At 57.5% G+C, this 16,781-nt stretch carries 12 protein-coding genes and 2 pseudogenes; 5 read left to right on the forward strand and 9 right to left on the reverse strand.

Annotated features, from left to right (window positions below):
- Nucleotides 1-17 precede the first annotated feature (17 nt).
- From DPA2511_RS20145 to DPA2511_RS20165, 5 genes and pseudogenes are all read right to left on the reverse strand, one after another.
- Entirely contained in the window at nucleotides 18-1,358 is a 1,341-nt protein-coding gene (locus DPA2511_RS20145) for an MFS transporter (protein ID WP_015855562.1), read from the reverse strand.
- Nucleotides 1,359-1,512: 154 nt separating this feature from the next.
- Nucleotides 1,513-2,565 (reverse strand): sialidase family protein, encoded by a 1,053-nt coding sequence (locus DPA2511_RS20150; RefSeq protein WP_015855563.1) that lies wholly within the window; start codon nucleotides 2,563-2,565, stop codon nucleotides 1,513-1,515.
- Between the two features lie 12 nt (nucleotides 2,566-2,577).
- Nucleotides 2,578-3,520 (reverse strand): annotated as a pseudogene (locus DPA2511_RS22225) (dihydrodipicolinate synthase family protein).
- A gap of 3 nt (nucleotides 3,521-3,523) precedes the next feature.
- Entirely contained in the window at nucleotides 3,524-5,176 is a 1,653-nt protein-coding gene (locus DPA2511_RS20160) for a signal transduction protein (protein ID WP_015855565.1), read from the reverse strand.
- Nucleotides 5,177-5,224: 48 nt separating this feature from the next.
- Nucleotides 5,225-6,811 (reverse strand): FGGY-family carbohydrate kinase, encoded by a 1,587-nt coding sequence (locus DPA2511_RS20165; RefSeq protein ID WP_015855566.1) that lies wholly within the window; start codon nucleotides 6,809-6,811, stop codon nucleotides 5,225-5,227.
- Nucleotides 6,812-6,902: 91 nt separating this feature from the next.
- Between DPA2511_RS20165 and DPA2511_RS24125 the strand changes: the two genes are divergently transcribed.
- Entirely contained in the window at nucleotides 6,903-7,031 is a 129-nt protein-coding gene (locus DPA2511_RS24125; protein ID WP_015855567.1) for a hypothetical protein, read from the forward strand.
- A gap of 28 nt (nucleotides 7,032-7,059) precedes the next feature.
- Here the strand turns inward: DPA2511_RS24125 and DPA2511_RS20175 are convergent, their stop codons facing one another.
- Nucleotides 7,060-8,343 carry a DUF3748 domain-containing protein gene (locus tag DPA2511_RS20175; protein ID WP_015855568.1) on the reverse strand — a complete coding sequence of 428 codons (1,284 nt, stop codon included), beginning with the start codon at nucleotides 8,341-8,343 and terminating at the stop codon, nucleotides 7,060-7,062.
- 238 nt (nucleotides 8,344-8,581) lie between these two features.
- Here DPA2511_RS20175 and bhsA point away from each other — a divergent pair, with 238 nt between their 5' ends.
- The gene (gene bhsA, locus DPA2511_RS20180; RefSeq protein WP_015855569.1) at nucleotides 8,582-8,839 is read left to right on the forward strand and encodes a multiple stress resistance protein BhsA; all 258 of its coding nucleotides are present in this window, start codon (nucleotides 8,582-8,584) and stop codon (nucleotides 8,837-8,839) included.
- Nucleotides 8,840-8,991: 152 nt separating this feature from the next.
- Here the strand turns inward: bhsA and yidA are convergent, their stop codons facing one another.
- Nucleotides 8,992-9,810, reverse strand: a complete 819-nt coding sequence (gene yidA / locus DPA2511_RS20185) for a sugar-phosphatase (RefSeq protein ID WP_015855570.1) — start codon at nucleotides 9,808-9,810, stop codon at nucleotides 8,992-8,994.
- Between the two features lie 231 nt (nucleotides 9,811-10,041).
- Here yidA and DPA2511_RS20190 point away from each other — a divergent pair, with 231 nt between their 5' ends.
- Nucleotides 10,042-12,039, forward strand: coding sequence for a methyl-accepting chemotaxis protein (locus DPA2511_RS20190; RefSeq protein WP_015855571.1), 1,998 nt, complete (start codon nucleotides 10,042-10,044; stop codon nucleotides 12,037-12,039).
- Nucleotides 12,040-12,202: 163 nt separating this feature from the next.
- On the opposite strand, the gene uspA is transcribed toward DPA2511_RS20190, so the two are convergent.
- On the reverse strand, nucleotides 12,203-12,637 hold the full coding sequence (gene uspA / locus DPA2511_RS20195) for a universal stress protein UspA (RefSeq protein WP_015855572.1): 435 nt from the start codon (nucleotides 12,635-12,637) through the stop codon (nucleotides 12,203-12,205).
- A 636-nt stretch (nucleotides 12,638-13,273) separates the two neighbouring features.
- Between uspA and uspB the strand changes: the two genes are divergently transcribed.
- Nucleotides 13,274-13,609: a universal stress protein UspB gene (gene uspB, locus DPA2511_RS20200; RefSeq protein ID WP_023638531.1), complete on the forward strand. Its 336-nt coding sequence runs from the start codon at nucleotides 13,274-13,276 to the stop codon at nucleotides 13,607-13,609.
- Between the two features lie 130 nt (nucleotides 13,610-13,739).
- Here uspB and pitA read toward each other — a convergent pair whose 3' ends face one another.
- The gene (gene pitA / locus DPA2511_RS20205; RefSeq protein WP_015855575.1) at nucleotides 13,740-15,254 is read right to left on the reverse strand and encodes an inorganic phosphate transporter PitA; all 1,515 of its coding nucleotides are present in this window, start codon (nucleotides 15,252-15,254) and stop codon (nucleotides 13,740-13,742) included.
- Nucleotides 15,255-15,572: 318 nt separating this feature from the next.
- On the opposite strand from pitA, the pseudogene DPA2511_RS22230 reads away from it, so the two are divergent.
- Nucleotides 15,573-16,765: pseudogene (locus DPA2511_RS22230) on the forward strand (NAD(P)/FAD-dependent oxidoreductase).
- The last annotated feature ends 16 nt before the right edge of the window (nucleotides 16,766-16,781 follow it).

Consider the following 16,781-nt stretch of genomic DNA (forward strand, 5'->3'; position numbering starts at 1 on the left):
TGGCCGCGATCAATAAATCACAGGTCTTTGGTCATATCGCGCCGCGAGGTTTCCGGCGCTTTCCAGGCGGCGAAGGCGGCCACCAGCGCAGCGACGGTGACGTATGTGGCCACCAGCGTCCAGGATTCGTTATCCAGCGAAGTCAGCCCCTTGGCGATGAACGGCGTGAAGCCCCCGGCCACGATAGCGCCCAGTTGAGCCCCGATAGACGCGCCGCTATAGCGCACTTTCGGGCCGAACAGCTCGGTAAAGAACGCCGGCTGTACCGAATTGATGGAGTTGTGCGCGATGTTAATCAGCAGCACATACCCCAACACCATCAGCCAGAAGGAACCGCTTTCCAGCAGATAGAAGAACGGGAACGCCATCGCGGCGGCGCACAGCGCGCCAAAGATGTAGATGGGACGACGGCCGACCCGGTCAGACAACGCCCCGAACAACGCATGCATCGGAAACGCCAGTACGCAGGTCGCCATAATCACATTCAGCATGGTCTGCTTCGGCACCCCGAGCTGGCCGGTCGCATAGGAAACGGCAAACACGGTCGCCAGGAAGAACGGCACGCTTTCGGCAAAACGCAACACCATAATCAGACAGACGCTGCGCCACTGGTTACGCAAGACTTCCACCACCGGGCTTTGCCGACGCTCCGGCTCGGCGCTTTTCGCCTGTTGCTGCTGAACCTGCTGGAACACCGGCGTCTCATCCACCTTGCGGCGCATATACAGGCCCACCAGCACCAGCGCCACGCTGAGCATGAACGGCACGCGCCATCCCCAGGACATCAGCTGATCCTCCGGCAGTACCGACACCGCGGCGAACACGGCGGTCGCCAGCAGCTGTCCGGAGAAACCGCCGGTCTGCGGGATGGAGCCCAGCAGGCCGCGCCGATTGGCCGGCGCGCTTTCCACCACCATCAACATCGCGCCGCCCCATTCGCCGCCCACCAGGAAGCCCTGAACAAAACGCAGCACCACCAACAGGATCGGCGCCCAGACGCCAATCTGGTGATAGGTCGGCAGACAACCGATCAGGAACGTCGCCATCCCCATGCCGCCAAGGGTGATCAACAGCGTCAGTTTACGTCCGAGGGTATCCCCCATATGGCCGAAGAAAATCCCCCCCAGCGGACGCGCCACAAAGCCCACGCCAAAGGTGGCGAACGACGCCAGCATCGCCGTCATTGGACTGACCGTCGGGAAAAACAGTTTGCCGAACACCAGCGCGCTGGCGAGGCCGTAGAGCAGAAAGTCGTAAAACTCGATGGTGTTGCCTATCCAACTCGAAATCACCACACGGCGAATATTAGATTTATCGTGAAGCGCCTGATGCCGGGATAATTCAACGGAAATCGACATGATATTCCTCGCTTTATAATTTACCGTCCTTCAGGCAAAACCATCCGGACGCCGCCGGCTCAAGGCTGGCGGAGGGTGTAGGGTACAGTTTTTTTCGGGCTGCGCCAGACGGAATGCCTTAGGGTGCGACGCAGCACGGGTTATTACCGGGTTATCACGACTGTTTGCCGAATTTCAGCGCACAGTAAACGATATTTTTTCGATTCCAGGTGTAGGTCACATGCAAGGTGTCGCCATCGGCAATGATGGCGGGGTAAGAAAATTCTCCGGGCTCCTGTTCAAGATCGATAAGGTTTTCCCAATGCTCACCGTTATCGGCGGAATAAGCCGCCGTCAACGGATAACGGCTGCGCCAGTTACCGGTGACTGGGTTATAGACCAGCACCAGACGCCCCGCGCCGAGATGAACCACATCGATACCGCTGTTGTTGTTGGGCAGCGCAGTGGCATAGGCGTCACACCAGCGGCGCCCATAGTCTGGTGAATCGCTGCGGTAAATCGCCCCGCGGGTACTGCGCATCAGCACATGTACCTGCCCAGGCGCAGACTCCCAGGCCGAGGGCTGGATAACGCCGTCCCATTGAAAAACGCGCGTCAGGTCGTTTTCCCACAGGGCGGCGTGCTCCAGCCCCTGCCAGAGCGCGTCGTGCTGTCCATCGCCGGGCGCCTGATGGGCCAGCGGGATCGGCGTCGCCTGCCAGTGCTCGCCCCGGTCGCCGCTGATATCCACGAAGGCATCCCAGTCGCGATCGTCCTCGACGGAACCGGGCGCCAGCCACTCGCCGTTGGACATCACCAGCAATTTGTTCTTCACCGGCCCGCGCGGCGCGCTGTCGCCGGGCACCAGCATCCGGGGTGCGGACCAGCTCAAACCGTCGTCGCCGGACACCATCACCCGGGTTTGCCAGTGGTGTACGTCCGCGCCGACTTTGTAAAACAGCCACAACGCCCCGTCCTGCCGATGTAACACCGGGTTCCAGTGCGGCAAGCCGTCCTCCCAGGCGAGACGAACCGGCGCGTGCCACTGCCCCTGCTGATAATTCGCCAGCCAAATAGCGGTATCGCCGCTACCTTCTTTTTCGCCGGCGAACCAGGCCGCCCGCAGCCGCCCATCGGGCAGCGCTGCGATTGTCGAGGCATGACAATTGCCGAAATAACGGTGATCCGTCGGCAGTACAAATTGCTGTTTTACGGTTGTCAGCATCATAAAAAACCGTCCTTACGATGACAGAGGGAGCGCGTTTTCCATCGACTGGCCGAGCCGAACCATGCTGCGGATCGCTTCCGGAAAGAAGCCGTCGCGATAGGCCGCGCTGTTGCGCACCCGGCAAAAATGGGTCGTGAAGTTACCACATTGCTGCTGGAAGTGCTTGGCGCAGGCCGGATAATCAAGAAACTCCGCCAGCGCCGCCGTTCCCAGATAATCCGCCAACTGTTGGGCTGATTCCGGTTGTTCGCGCCAGTGCTCGTACAGCCAGACGTACAACTGCGGATGGAAGTTCGCCATCACGCCGCTGTACGCCTTGACCCCGGCCTGCAACGACGCCAGCAGCGTCTGGCTGTTGGCGTTGGCCAGATTCAGCCGCGACCCTTGGGTCAACGCGACGCGACGTTGCAGCGTGGGCAGATCGCAACAGGTGTCCTTGATAAAGGTGTAGCGCCCGCTGGCGGCGCACCATGACACGGTGTCATCCGACAACAGCCGTTTGTAAGGGTAAGGGCATTCGTAAATCCCCAAATCCACCTGCGCGGGCAGTTGCGCCGTCAGCGCCTGCAAGCGTTCGAGCGCTTTGCCGTCAGACTCCCCGGCCAACGCCAGCCGGTTGCTGATCAGGATCACGCCGTCTACGCCGGTTTCCGCCACCCCGCCCAGCTGATCCGCCTGCTGGCTGGCGGCGCTGGCGGTATGGCCGGAGGCGACGACCGGCACCCGGCCGTCCACCTGCTCGACGATAAAACGCACCAGTTGGCGGGTTTCCGCGTCGCTTAGAAAACATTTCGCTGGACTGGCAGGCGGCGAACAGCCCGCGCACGCCCGCCTTCAGATACCACTCCACCAGCCGCGACAGCGACGGATAATCGATCTCGCCGCGATCGTCGAACGGGGTCAGCATCACCGGCCAGATGCCGGTGTATTTATCTTCACGGTTGTCGTAGCCCATGATTTACTCCGCCAGCAGTTGATGAGCGGCTCCCGCCGTCCAGACGTTGATGCCCTGCGTCAACGCCTGGGCGACAAACGCTTTCAGCACCTCCGCCAGCATGTCTTGCGCCACGTAGGCCACCGTCAGGTGATTACTCTGATGGCCCGCCATCAAATCATCCCGGTTTACGCCGTCCAGCTGCGCGTTAAGCAACGGCCACTCATAGTTGGTGGCACGACGGCGGCGTTCAAACTCCGCCGCCGGCAATTCCACCGCCGTACCGGTGCCGATATGCATCACGACCTGCGTGCCTTCGTAATGCGCCCGCGCCCAGATAAAGCGCCCGGCCTTGCCCTGGCCGGCAATGGTGGAGCCGCCATACGGGAAGAACATCGGCGGCTGGCGATAACCGGTGGAGCCCGCAATGCCGCCTTTCAGATGCGCGAAAGGCACCGCGCCGGAAATTTCCAAATCCCAGTAGAAAACGCCCTGATACTCGCTGCCCCAGCGGATATCGTGCAGAGTGGTCTCCGCCGGCAGCCCCAGCCCTTGCAGCAACCGCCACAGCATCACCTGCGGAATGGCGCTGCCCATGTCCACTTCATTGATGCACGGGATCGCCACGCCGGGACGAATCGGGTTGCCCTGTTCGTCCGGCAGCGGGAAACGCTCCGCATTGCCGATGGCGCCCTCGGCGAAATCAGATGCGGCGCAGCTATCCTTCAAGCCCTGTTGATACTGCACGCCGACCGCCGACAGCCCGAAACGCTCGCTAAAACGCGCCATGGCGATCATCATCGCGCACTGTTCCAGTACCTGATCGCGGGTTAACTGACGGCTGCCGTCCGCACCAAATTCGAAACGCATGCCGCGCTCTTCATACCACTGCAGGCAGCGCTCGCGCAGTTCATGCGGCACTTTCGCCATTTCAACCAGCAGCGCCGACTGCGACAGGGACTCGATCGGCATCCCGATAGCGACCATCGCCTGCTGCGGAAACACGCCGTTAATCATGCCCATACAGAAGGTATCGAACAGACCGACGATCGCCTTGTGGCGCAGAATGTATTCCCCCACCTCGCGGCCGACCTGCCCGGCCGGCGTCGCCAGCACCGGATGAGCCGATGGCACCGGGCGGAGATAGCCGGTTTTATGGTTGACGGCACCATCCCGTAGCCAGGTGGCAAGCCCTTGGCGAAACGTGTCGTCCTCAAAGGTCTCCGACCACAACCGAGAGTAGTGACGACCCAGACTGGTCAGGCAACCGGCCATACACAGCATGCCCACCAGCCCCGGCCAAGTACCGTCGAAATTGGCCAGCAACAGAACCGGCCCGCGGTGATGTACCAGCGATGGCGCCAAATGGTGGGAATATTGCCAGGCGGTCAACAGCACGATCACCGGCGCATCCGGATCGATGGCGGCGAATACGGCGCTGCCCTCTTTCTGGCTGCTGATGAAACCGTGTCCCCGCTCGGCATGCACCGGATGGGCGCGTTTCATGCGGTATCCCAACTGCTCCAGCGCGCTCTGCAAGCGGCTTTCGAACGTCTGCTGGGTCGGCCAACAGGTCACATTGGCGGATTCCCGCAGATCCGCATTAGTAACCAGCAATACCTCGTGCGTATCCGCGCTCAGCCTGCGGGGAGAAGCGGGTAGATTCAGTGTCAACATCGTTTACTCCTGGTGTCCGTTCCGGCCGCGCCGGAGGAAATTCGGCTATCAGCTACGCCCCATCAGCTGTAAGGCCGACTGCTGATAGTCATACATCTGCAAATAAATCCGGTACTTGTCGTCATGAAACTGTTGCATGGTGCGATCAGCGAGGATTCGTTCGCCGGGCCGCACCAGCGCCGCCGCCGCGTCCGGCAGCGAGGCGTAGGCGCCGCAGGCCACCGCGCCGAGTAACGCCGCCCCCAGCGTCACCGCATCCTCCTCCCCCACCAATTGGATATCGCAGCCGGTGATGGCGGCGTACTCCCGTAGCCATAGCGGATTCTTGGTGGCGCCGCCGCACATCACCAGCCGGGAAATGCGGTGCCCGGCCTGATTCAGGGCATCGATAATGTGTCGGGTGCCGTAGGCGATCCCTTGCAGCGTCGCCAGATATAACCGAGCCAGCGCATCCGGCCCTTGCTCCAACGTCAGCCCCATTACCATGCCGCGAGCGTGGGGATTGGCGCGCGGTGAACGGTTGCCGTGATGATCGGCGAGGACATGCAGATGACGGGTCGGTTGCGGTTCACGCTGTTCCAGCGCCGCCACCCACGTATTCAGCACCTCATACGGGCTGCGCCGTTGCCGTTCAGCCCACGCCGCCAGTTCCGGCCACTGCGCATGCTGGCGCAGCGTCCACTCCATCAGCGCACCGGCCGCACTCTGACCGCCTTCGTTCAGCCACCACTGCGGCAGCATCGCGCCCCAGTACGGCCCCCACACGCCGGGCACCTCCACCGCGTCCCGGCTGACCAGCATGTGGCAGTTGGAGGTACCGCTGATGATGGCCAGGCTGCCTTCCGGCTGGCTGCCCACCAGCGCCAGCCCGCCGGCGTGCGCATCGATGATACCGCTGGCAACCGCGACGTTTTCCGGCAACCCCCAGTCGCGGGCGACCGATTTCGCCAGCGTTCCGGCGCATGCCCCCAGCGGCAAAATGCGGGCCGGGATCTTTTCCCGCAGATCCGTCAGACCGATAGCCTGCAACAGGCTGTCGCTGAAGCGCGCTTCGTGCGCCAGATAGTTCCATTTGCAGGTCAGGGTGCAGACACTGGCCGCATCCGTACCGGTGGCACGCCACACCAGATAATCCGCCAGATCGAAAAAGCGCCGCACTTGTTGATAACGCGCCGGGAAATGGCGCTTCAGCCACAGGATCTTGGGCAGCTCCATTTCAATGCTGACCTCGCCGCCCACATAGCGCAGCGCGTCATCGCCGGTGGCGTTGATGTCGGCGGTTTCGACGGCGGCGCGATGATCCATCCACATGATGATGTCCCGCTCGGCGGCGTCCTGTTCCGCAACAGAGACCGGCTGGCCGTCAGCGCCTACCGCCACCAGCGAGCAGGTCGCGTCAAACCCGATGGAACGCACCCGAGCTGGCGCGATGTCGGCACAACGCAACGCTTCCCGCACGCATTCGCCCGCCGCTCGCCAGATATCCGTAGAAGATTGCTCCACCACATGGGTACGGGGATGAAACTGTTCTATCGGCCGCACCGCGAACGCCAGACGCCGACCGCTGCCGTCAAAAATGCCGGCTCTGACGCTAGCCGACCCGACATCCACGCCGATGAAGCAATCGTCACTCATGATTAAACCTCTTTGCTAATTCGAGTTAGCAATGTATTCAAACCAGGATTAAGGTGACAATGTTTTTTGATGTGAACTGTGAGGATGATCGGTGAATAAAAAACAATCGATTGAAACAGAAGGGGTTTATTTCGCGCTGATCCGGCGAGAATACACGCTCCCGGATCAGGGAAATAATCTGGACAAATCGTCTGCTCTGATGCTGGCGATCAGAAAATAACACTTTGATTTTTCAGAAAGAAAAAACGTTACCACACCACTTCCACCACAAAAATCTGGTTGCAGCCGTCAATATCCCGCAAATAGGCGATACGGGAACCTTCCGGAGAAAATACGACGGCATCGCTAACCGGCGGGATATCGCTGCGCGGCGTCTGCCGGATCACACGACCGCTTGCCATTTCGCACACCATGATGCTGTTATCGCCAACAAACGCCACATATTCGCCGCCGGGATGCCAGCTGAAAGCGGATTGCACCGGCCAGGCGCTCTGCGTCACCTGACGGGGCTCTCCGCCATTCGGCGAGAGGATCCACAACTGCACGATGCCATCGTCATCCCGCATCAGAAACGCGATCGCACTGCCGTCCGGCGCTGCGCGCAACCAGTGGCGCGGCTGATTGACGACGCCGGGATAACGGCGCCCGGCGCTGAACGTCAGACGCCGCTGACACACACCGGCCGGCGGCGCGGGCAATGCGGTTGCCGTGCCGCCCAGCGGTTGTTCGCCGGCGATGGCATAATCATCCAGATTTTCCGGCAGATCGACGATAAACACCTCCGGTACTTTCTCGCCGTCGGCGGACAGCGTGTCGCCGATAAATGCCAGCGCCCAGCGCTGACGCACGCCATCCGGCCGCAGATAGCCTTGCACGCCCACCCAACCCTCTTCATACGCGCGGTTGATGTCGTCGCTGCCGGGGTGTGGCTTAGGCGTCGTCCGACTGACCAGTACGCAGTAATGGCTGCCGTCATGCTCGCGAGGATGCCGTCCGGGGGCCGCAACCGACCGCAGCGGCACCGCCACGCCGACGTTGCGCAAATCCAGCGCCGGGTCGCGCTCGTGCAAGACGTGATCGTTGTAAGTAAAACTCAACCGGCTGCCGTCCGGGCTGAAAACATGTACATGGGTTCCGCCGCGCAATGCGCCGGCCGGATAAGGCGCGGTAATCACGCAGGCATCCAGCGTCACGGCCTGCTCAGGCGTCTCTTCCTGCACCATAACGCCGCGGCGATGGTGAAAATCGTACTGCCAGTGTTCATCCGGATGCGCCGGCCCATGAATAAATACATAACGCTGCGGCAGTACCGGGCTGCCGGTCGCCACTCCCACATGCGCCCCCTGTCCGGCGCGATAGATAACCGTTTGCTGGCCAGTCTCTACATGGACTTTCTCAATGGTCAAACCTGTAAACAAAGATCCATGCGGCCTTACATCGTAAATCACCCAGTTACCGTCAGTTGTCCAGATATTAATATTGGTTAACTGATGTGAAACGGTATCAAACGTTAACTGTTGTTCTTTATTCATAACAGATTCCCAAATATGACGTTATTAATTGGCACATCATAAAAAAACGCTCAAAAAAAGATAAAAATAATAAAAATCATTGAGTTGTTTACAAAACCTGACTGTATTTTCATTCAAAAAAATAGAAAGATAGCCTCAACAACCTCCGTTTTCCACGAAGGCCAGTCAGGCGTAATCTTTGCGTCATCGAAAGGACAAACGCCTTTCACCCGACAACCCGGTTATGAGGAAAGACAATATGAAAACTGCAAACACTATCGCTATCGCCGCTGTACTTGCTACCGTTTCATTCGGATCATTCGCAGCGAAATCAGTAAATTACGAACAGGCTGAGCAATTACAGAAAATCGGCGCCGTTTCAGCGACCGCTCACGATCTGAGCTCACTGGAAACTAAGCTGGCCAGTAAAGCCACCGAAGCCGGCGCATCCGCCTACAGCATCACCTATGCCGGCGGCGACGACACCCTGCACGGCAATGCGGTGATCTACAAATAATCGCCCGGCGCTTCAACCCTCACCCCGGTTTTCCTGTGTCCGAAACCGGGGTTTTTTATTTCTGTATGATGTGAAGCGTGGCGACGGGAGGCACGAACCCCGTGGTTTGCCAGCTAACGGCGAGCTATCGCAAAGAGGAAAGGCACAGCAGGTTACTCCGCATTCAATACGAACTTTTCAATCGCATAGGCTACGCCGTCTTCACTGTTGGAACGGGTCACAAACTGACTGGCCGCCTTGACCGATTCGATGGCGTTCCCCATCGCAACCCCCAACCCGGCATACTCAATCATCGCCAGATCATTTTCCTGATCGCCCAGCGTCATGACCTCGTCGCGGTTCAGGTTCAGGTGCTCCGCCAACATTTTGACGCCTTCCCCCTTGTTGACCCGCTTATCGAGAATCTCCAGGTAATAAGCGGCGCTTTTCATGATGGTATAGCGTTCGAATGCCTGCTGTGGAATGCGGGCGATGGCAGCATCCAGCCGTTCAGGCTCATCAATCATCATCACTTTGGGAAAACGCAGGCCAGGGTTCATTTCCTCAACGGCCCGGTATTTCAGCGACATGCCGGTCAGGTGTGATTCGTATACGGTATAAGCGCTGATGTCTTTGTTGGCGGTGTAAACGTAATCGAAATCCAGCGCATGGAAATGGACGTTCAACTCGCGGGACATGGCTTCAAAATAGAGATAGTCGTTAAAGTTGAGGGTGGTCTGCGCGATGCAGTCGCCGTTCAGAGTACGCTGAACCAGCGCACCGTTATTGGTGATGCAATAGTGCCCGTCTTGTCTCAGCGCCAGTTCGCTCAGGTAGCGCTTGACCCCGATGAAAGGGCGACCGGTCGCCAACGCAACGTACACCCCTTTTTCCCTGGCGGCAGTAATCGCGTGCTTCACCGCCGGCGATATCTGATTCTGTGGTGTGAGTAAGGTGCCGTCCATATCAATTGCAATCAGTTTTATTGCCATCGTTTTTACCATTCCCCGATGAATTTACCGCATGCTAGCGCAGTTTCGCCGCCGAACTCCATAAAAAACCCGATTAACCAATTTCAGTTATTGGTTAAAGAAACCCTCCAAAATGCCGATGCCTTGAAGTGTGATTTATTTCACATATTAAAATTACTTCAATAAAACATCGTTATATTGCATCGCAACTCGCCGCTTTATTTGAATCGTCTTCCTTACGGGAGTGTATTTATGTCCAATGCCTTGACCCACTACTCTGCCGGCGCAACCGCGTCGATATCTGCCGCCAACAGGAAAAAGCTCTCGACCCGAGCGCTGGTGCTGATTACCACAATATTCACCATCGTGTGCGGTTTCGCCGTGGTGCTTGGTTTTCTCATTTGGCAGAGCAGCCAGCAGCAAAAAGCCAGCGTCCAACAACTGCTGGAACAGATGTCAAAAACCAATGCATATGCGGTACAGGGCCAGATTGACGTCGCCTTGTTCACTGCTCGCAACCTGGTTCAAAGTGTGACGACTTTACGCAGTGAAGGATCGCCAGACCGCGCTACCGCCGAAAATTTGCTGAAAAATGCGCTCAAAAACAATCCATCGCTGCTGTCGATGTCACTCGCGTGGGAACCCGATGCATTTGATGGTAAAGACCAGCAATACGCCGCACAGCCGGATCAAGACCCCAAAGGTCGGTTCGTTAAATATGTCGACCGCGACAACGCAGGAAACATCGCGATCCACAATCTGACCGATTACGAAACCCCAGGCAGCGGCGATTACTATCTGTTGCCGCGCAAGCTGCAAAAAGAAGTGGTGCTTGAGCCATACAGCTATCCTTACAACGGCGTTAACGTGCTGCTGACCTCTATCGCGGTGCCGATCATGATTAACGGCAAATTCTACGGTTCCGCCACCGCCGATTTCTCGCTGGAAACGCTGCAACAGATGGTCGGCAACTTCAAACCGTTTAACGGTACGGGCTACGCCACCCTGTTCTCCCCTTCCGGCGCCTATTTGTCCCACCCGGACAAAACCCGGATCACCAAAAAACTGGAAGGCAATCAGCCGCTGATGGAGAGCATTACGTCGGGCAAAGCCTATAACAGCGAGCACTTCAACTCGTTCACCAACACCTGGATGATGAACGCTTACAGCCCGGTCAATATCGGCAATACCGGAACGCCCTGGATGTTAGGAATTACCGTACCGGTGGATGTCGTGATGGCGAACGCCATCAAACAGCGCAATATTGCGTTGATCATGGCAGTGCTGAGCATTGTGGCGGTATCGCTGGTCATTTCCCTCGTTTTTACCCGCAAAGTGCTGCGCCCAGTGGGGGGAGAGCCAGTGCTGGCGGCGGAAATCGCGCTAAGAGTATCCCAAGGCGATCTGACCCACGCCATCCCGGTACAACCCGGCGATACACGCAGCATTTTCTATGCTATGGCGGTAATGCAGCAGCAGTTGCAGGAGATTGCCGGGCAGTTGCTTAACTCCAGCGAATCGGTCAGCCACGGCGCGGCGGAGATTTCCGCCGGTAACGTCGATCTCGCCGCCCGGACGGAGCAGCAGGCGGCCGCGCTGGAAGAGACCGCCGCCAGCATGGAACAAATTACTGCCACGGTAAAACAAAATGCCGACAACGCGCACAACGCCACCCGTCTGACCCATAATGCAGAGCAAATTGCCCAGCGCGGCGATGAAATCGTCTCTCAGGTGGTCAACATCATGGGCGGCATCAACGAAAGCTCGCGGAAAATCAGTGAAATCACCGGTATCATCAGCAGTATCGCGTTCCAAACCAATATTCTGGCGCTGAACGCTGCCGTAGAAGCCGCCCGCGCCGGCGAACAGGGACGCGGTTTTGCGGTAGTCGCCGGCGAAGTCCGCAATCTGGCGCAGCGCAGCGCCGATGCGGTGAAAGACATCACCACGCTGATCAGCGAATCGGCATCGCGCGTCGAGCAAGGCGTCGGCCTGGTGGAAAATGCTGGCGTCACTATGCGCGACATGCTCGCGGCAGTGACATCGGTTAAAGACATTATGGAAGAGATCGTCGCGGCGTCCGACGAACAATCCCGCGGCATCAGCCAGGTTACGCAAGCGGTTCACGAAATGGACGGCGTGACCCAGCAGAACGCCGCGCTCGTACAGGAAGCCACTGCCGCCGCCGCCTCGCTGGAAGATCAGGCCGGGCAGTTGACCCGGTTAGTGCAGGTTTTCCGGCTATCATGAGGGAAAGCCGCCGCGCCGGTATTCGCGCGGCGGCTCACCACCATCGCCCGACGGCATCAACCATCACCACCTCCCGAGGAGGTGGTTTGACGCTGACAATAAAAAAGCATGACTTACGCCATGCTTTTTTAATTATTGAGACTGCGTCTACAATTTGAGAGCGTTATTCCTCATCATCCCGCAACGGAACGATCAGCATATCAACATGTACGGTGTTGATGAGCTGGCGGGCGGAAGACATCAGCTTGCTCCAGAAATCCTGATGATGGCCGCACAGAACCAAATCGACGCCATACTTGCGGATCGCGTCTACCAGAACCTGCCCCAAATCACCGCTGCCACTCAGCGTTTCCGCTATCGGATAGCCGGCATTGTCGGAAAGCTCTTTCAGGGCATTATGCGTTTCCTCGGAAATACGTTGCTGCATATCGCCCAAATTGACATCGATCAGCCCGGTATAAAGATCCGAATAATTCACATCCACGTGAATTAAAGAGATTTTTGCATCATATGGCCGTGCCAGGGAGACCGCCTTCTCAACCAACACCTTACTTTCCGGCGACAGATCAACCGCAATAAGGATGTGTTTGTAAGCCATAGTTAAGCTCCTTCTGTAACGACTAACTGGTAGGGTCAGCAGATATTCATATTGCCAATCTGACACCGAATGGTGGAATTATCATAACACCCATAAAATTCAGGGTTATGTTCAGCAGATCACAACGCCGCACATATTCGCGATTGGCCCGGAAGGCGTCGGTATCCGCCGTCAACAACCTTAAGCTACCGTCATACTGCGCCGATAAAAACATTATCGACACGGATTCTCCGCCTGAAGACCGCACTCCCGCAATCACTCGATGAAACAGTCATTGCCGGATGCGAGTCTTATTAGTGTAGTTGAAAAATACGGGACGCCAGTTCGGCAATGCGGCATAAGGACGTCCCCGGCTTCAGGCAACGAGTTCTGCACGAACCTTGATGATTGAATGGAAAAAAGGCGCGTGGCTCTTCTACAATGAAGATTGGGGCGCTTCCCTGCCGTTACCGGCAGAACGCTTCAGGAAAAGGGAAGATACAGGTAAGAGAATAAGGCATGCGTCCTCGCCCTTCGTGAGGCGACAGCCGGATAACATCGCGTAAACAACGTGTGGCATAAATATCCACAGGCATATTGTCGACGGGATCCGACACATCCATGTGCCTAATGGATAAAAACCGGGAGGGGAGCATGATGATTAATACATTTGCGCTTTTCTGGGCCTTATGTGTCGTCTGTGTCATCAACATGGCGCGATATTACTCTTCGTTGCGCGTACTGCTCACGGTGCTGCGAGACTGTGACCCACTGCTGTACCAGTATGTCGATGGTGGTGGCTTCTTTACCTCTCACGGTCAACCCAGCAAACAGCTTCGACTGGTGCGGTACATCTACACACAACGTTACCTTGACCATCACGACCCGGAATTCATCCGCCGTTGCGAACGGGTGCGCGGTCAGTTCATTCTGACCTCAGCCCTTTGCGGGTTGATTGTTATCAGTCTCATCGCTATGGCGATCTGGCACTGATGACACGGCTTCGACGTCAGAATTCAGGCGTGATTCCCTTCATTAGCCTTCTATCGTAGATAACTGTAAAAACGCCAAAGGCGACCGCAAGGTCGCCTTTTCTTCTTTGTTCGCTACAGCACGACCTACGTCAGATTAGCTTCAGGGCTATCCAGTACAGTACCCCGGAAAGCACCATGGAAACCGGCAGCGTGAATACCCACGCCAGCAGAATGCTTTTTACGGTTTTCCCTTGCACGCCACCGCCATCAACAATCATGGTGCCGGCTACCGCAGAGGAGAGTACGTGCGTTGTGGATACCGGCATGCCGGTATAGCTGGCAATACCGATGGACAATGCCGCCGTTACCTGCGCGGCACCGCCCTGCGCATAGGTCATGCCTTTCTTGCCGATCTTCTCGCCGATGGTGATGGCGACACGTTTCCAGCCCACCATCGTGCCCAGCGACAGAGCCAGCGCCACAGCCACGATAATCCATAATGGCGCGTATTCCACCGTATTGAGTAAATCGTCGCGCAGGTTTTTCAGCAGACGTTTGTCGTCCGTGTTGGTTTCCGGCAGTTTGGCGATTTTATCAACGCTGTCAGAGATGCACATCAACAGTCGACGGGAGCGCGCACGGTCGTCGCCGGAAAGATCGTCATAGCTTTTGATGCCGCCCAGCAGGCCCATTGTGCGTTCAATGGCAACCATGACGCGAGCACTATCGCAATGGAAATCCGGCGTGCCGACAACCGGCGCCGCGCCGGCTACCGTTGCCGTTCCCGGCGCTGCGGGCACAGACAAGTCGATAACATGCGATAACGCCGACGCATGCGCCTGATAATACTCTTGCAGGTTGATCACGGCATCGCGGGTACGGCTGATGTCATAGCCGGAAGCACTCATATTCAGGGCAAACCCAGCCGGCGCCACGCCAATCAACACCAGCATGATAAGGCCGATACCTTTCTGACCATCATTCGCGCCGTGGGAAAAACTGACCCCCACCGCCGACAGGATAAGCCCGGTACGTGTCCAGAACGGCGGTTTACGCTTGCCGTCTTGCTTCTCACGCTCTTCCGGCGTCAGGTGAATACGCTGACGCTTCCTGGTATTGCTCCAGTAACGGCGCAACACAAACACCATCAATCCGGCCAGGATCATCCCGACAATCGGTGAAATAATCAGCGACAGGAAAATGCTCACCATTTTGGGAATATTGAGCGCATCCACCACTGAGGTGTGGTTAACCAGCGCGTTGGTCAGACCGATGCCGATAATGGCGCCGATCAACGTGTGGGAACTGGATGCCGGTAGCCCGCAATACCAGGTACCGAGATTCCAGAGGATCGCCGCCAGCAGCATGGAAAACACCATCGCCAGTCCATGTGCGGAGCTGACATTCAGCAGCAGATCGGTGGGGAGCAGATGGACGATGGCGTAAGCAACGCTTAACCCACCCAGCAATACGCCCAGAAAATTAAACAGCCCCGCCATGACAACCGCCAATTGAGCACGCATAGCTCGGGTATAAATGACGGTCGCTACCGCGTTGGCGGTGTCGTGGAAACCATTAATCGCTTCGTAGAACAGCACGAACAGCAAGGCAAGGATCAACATCAGGCCGGTGTGGAAATCAAGTCCGGCAAATAAATGTAGCATAAGTGTTAGGCCAGTTAGTGGTCATGAACGCGGCGCATTATCCGCGACAAGCGGGGGTCTGGAAAAGCAAAATATGACATTATTTTGACTTAATTTACGTCATTTTCGCGAACGTCTTTTCGTTACTTAATGAAAATCAACGCATTATTCTTTATTACCAAATTCTGCATTTTGTAACCACCCGCCGATGCCTGCGCCATAACGCGGCGTCGCCCGCTTCCCGGCGCGTTTGGCCGCGCATAATGCCGCAACAGCGCCTATAATGGCCGGCCGCCGACCGCGGGGTTCGGCCAAAAATCAACCAACGGGAGAAGTGAAGTGGAACAGTTCGACGTCGTCGTCATCGGCGCGGGCGCAGCCGGGCTTTTCTGTGCGGCGCAAGCGGGCCAGCGCGGTTTGCGGGTACTGCTGGTCGACAACGGTAAAAACCGGGCCGCAAAATCCTGATGTCCGGCGGCGGGCGCTGCAACTTCACCAACCTCCATACGGAACCCGCCGCCTATCTGTCGCAGAATCCGCATTTCTGCAAATCCGCGTTGGCGCGTTACACCCAGTGGGATTTTATCGATCTGGTGAATCGGCACGGTATCGCTTACCACGAAAAAACCCTCGGTCAGCTGTTTTGCGACGACTACGCGCAGCAAATTGTCGATATGTTGATAAAGGAATGCGAAGTCGGCAAGGTGACGCTGCGCATGCGCAGCGACGTGCTGTCGGTGGAAAAAACCGATCAATTTCTTATCGGGCTGAACGGCGGACAAGTCGCGGCGCCTTCACTGGTTGTCGCCACCGGCGGGCTTTCTATGCCGGGGCTGGGCGCATCGCCATTCGGTTATCAGCTGGCGGCGCAGTTTGGATTGAATGTCCTGCCAACCCGCGCCGCGCTGGTGCCGTTAACCCTGCACAAACCGTTGTTGCAGCAGCTTCAGGCGCTTTCCGGCGTATCCGTACCTACCGTGGCGAGCGCCGAAGACGGCACAATATTCCGTGAAAACCTGCTGTTCACGCATCGCGGGTTGTCTGGCCCGGCCATTTTGCAACTCTCCAGTTACTGGCAACCGGGCGAGTTCATCACGCTTAATCTGTTGCCCGGGCAGGATGTAGCTGCTCTGCTGGACGCGGAACGCCAGGCGCATCCCAACCAGAGCCTGAAAAACACCCTGGCGCAGTGGTTGCCCAAACGGCTGGTGGAAAGCCTGCAAGCACTGGAGCAACTACCGGATATCACATTGAAACAGCTCAACAAACCGCAATTGACGCAGGTGGAAACCACGCTGCAACAGTGGCGGTTCCAACCCAATGGCACCGAGGGCTACCGGACGGCGGAAGTGACGTTGGGCGGCGTGGATACCCGCGAACTGTCGTCAAAAACCATGGAAGTCAACAACGTGCCAGGCCTCTACTTTATTGGTGAAGTGGTGGACGTCACTGGCTGGCTCGGCGGCTACAACTTTCAGTGGGCCTGGAGCTCCGCCTGGGCATGCGCGCAGGCATTGATACCGCCAAGGTAAATATCCACCGGCCCAC

The sequence above is a fragment of the Musicola paradisiaca NCPPB 2511 genome, from assembly GCF_000400505.1.
Taxonomy (GTDB): Bacteria; Pseudomonadota; Gammaproteobacteria; order Enterobacterales; family Enterobacteriaceae; genus Musicola; species Musicola paradisiaca.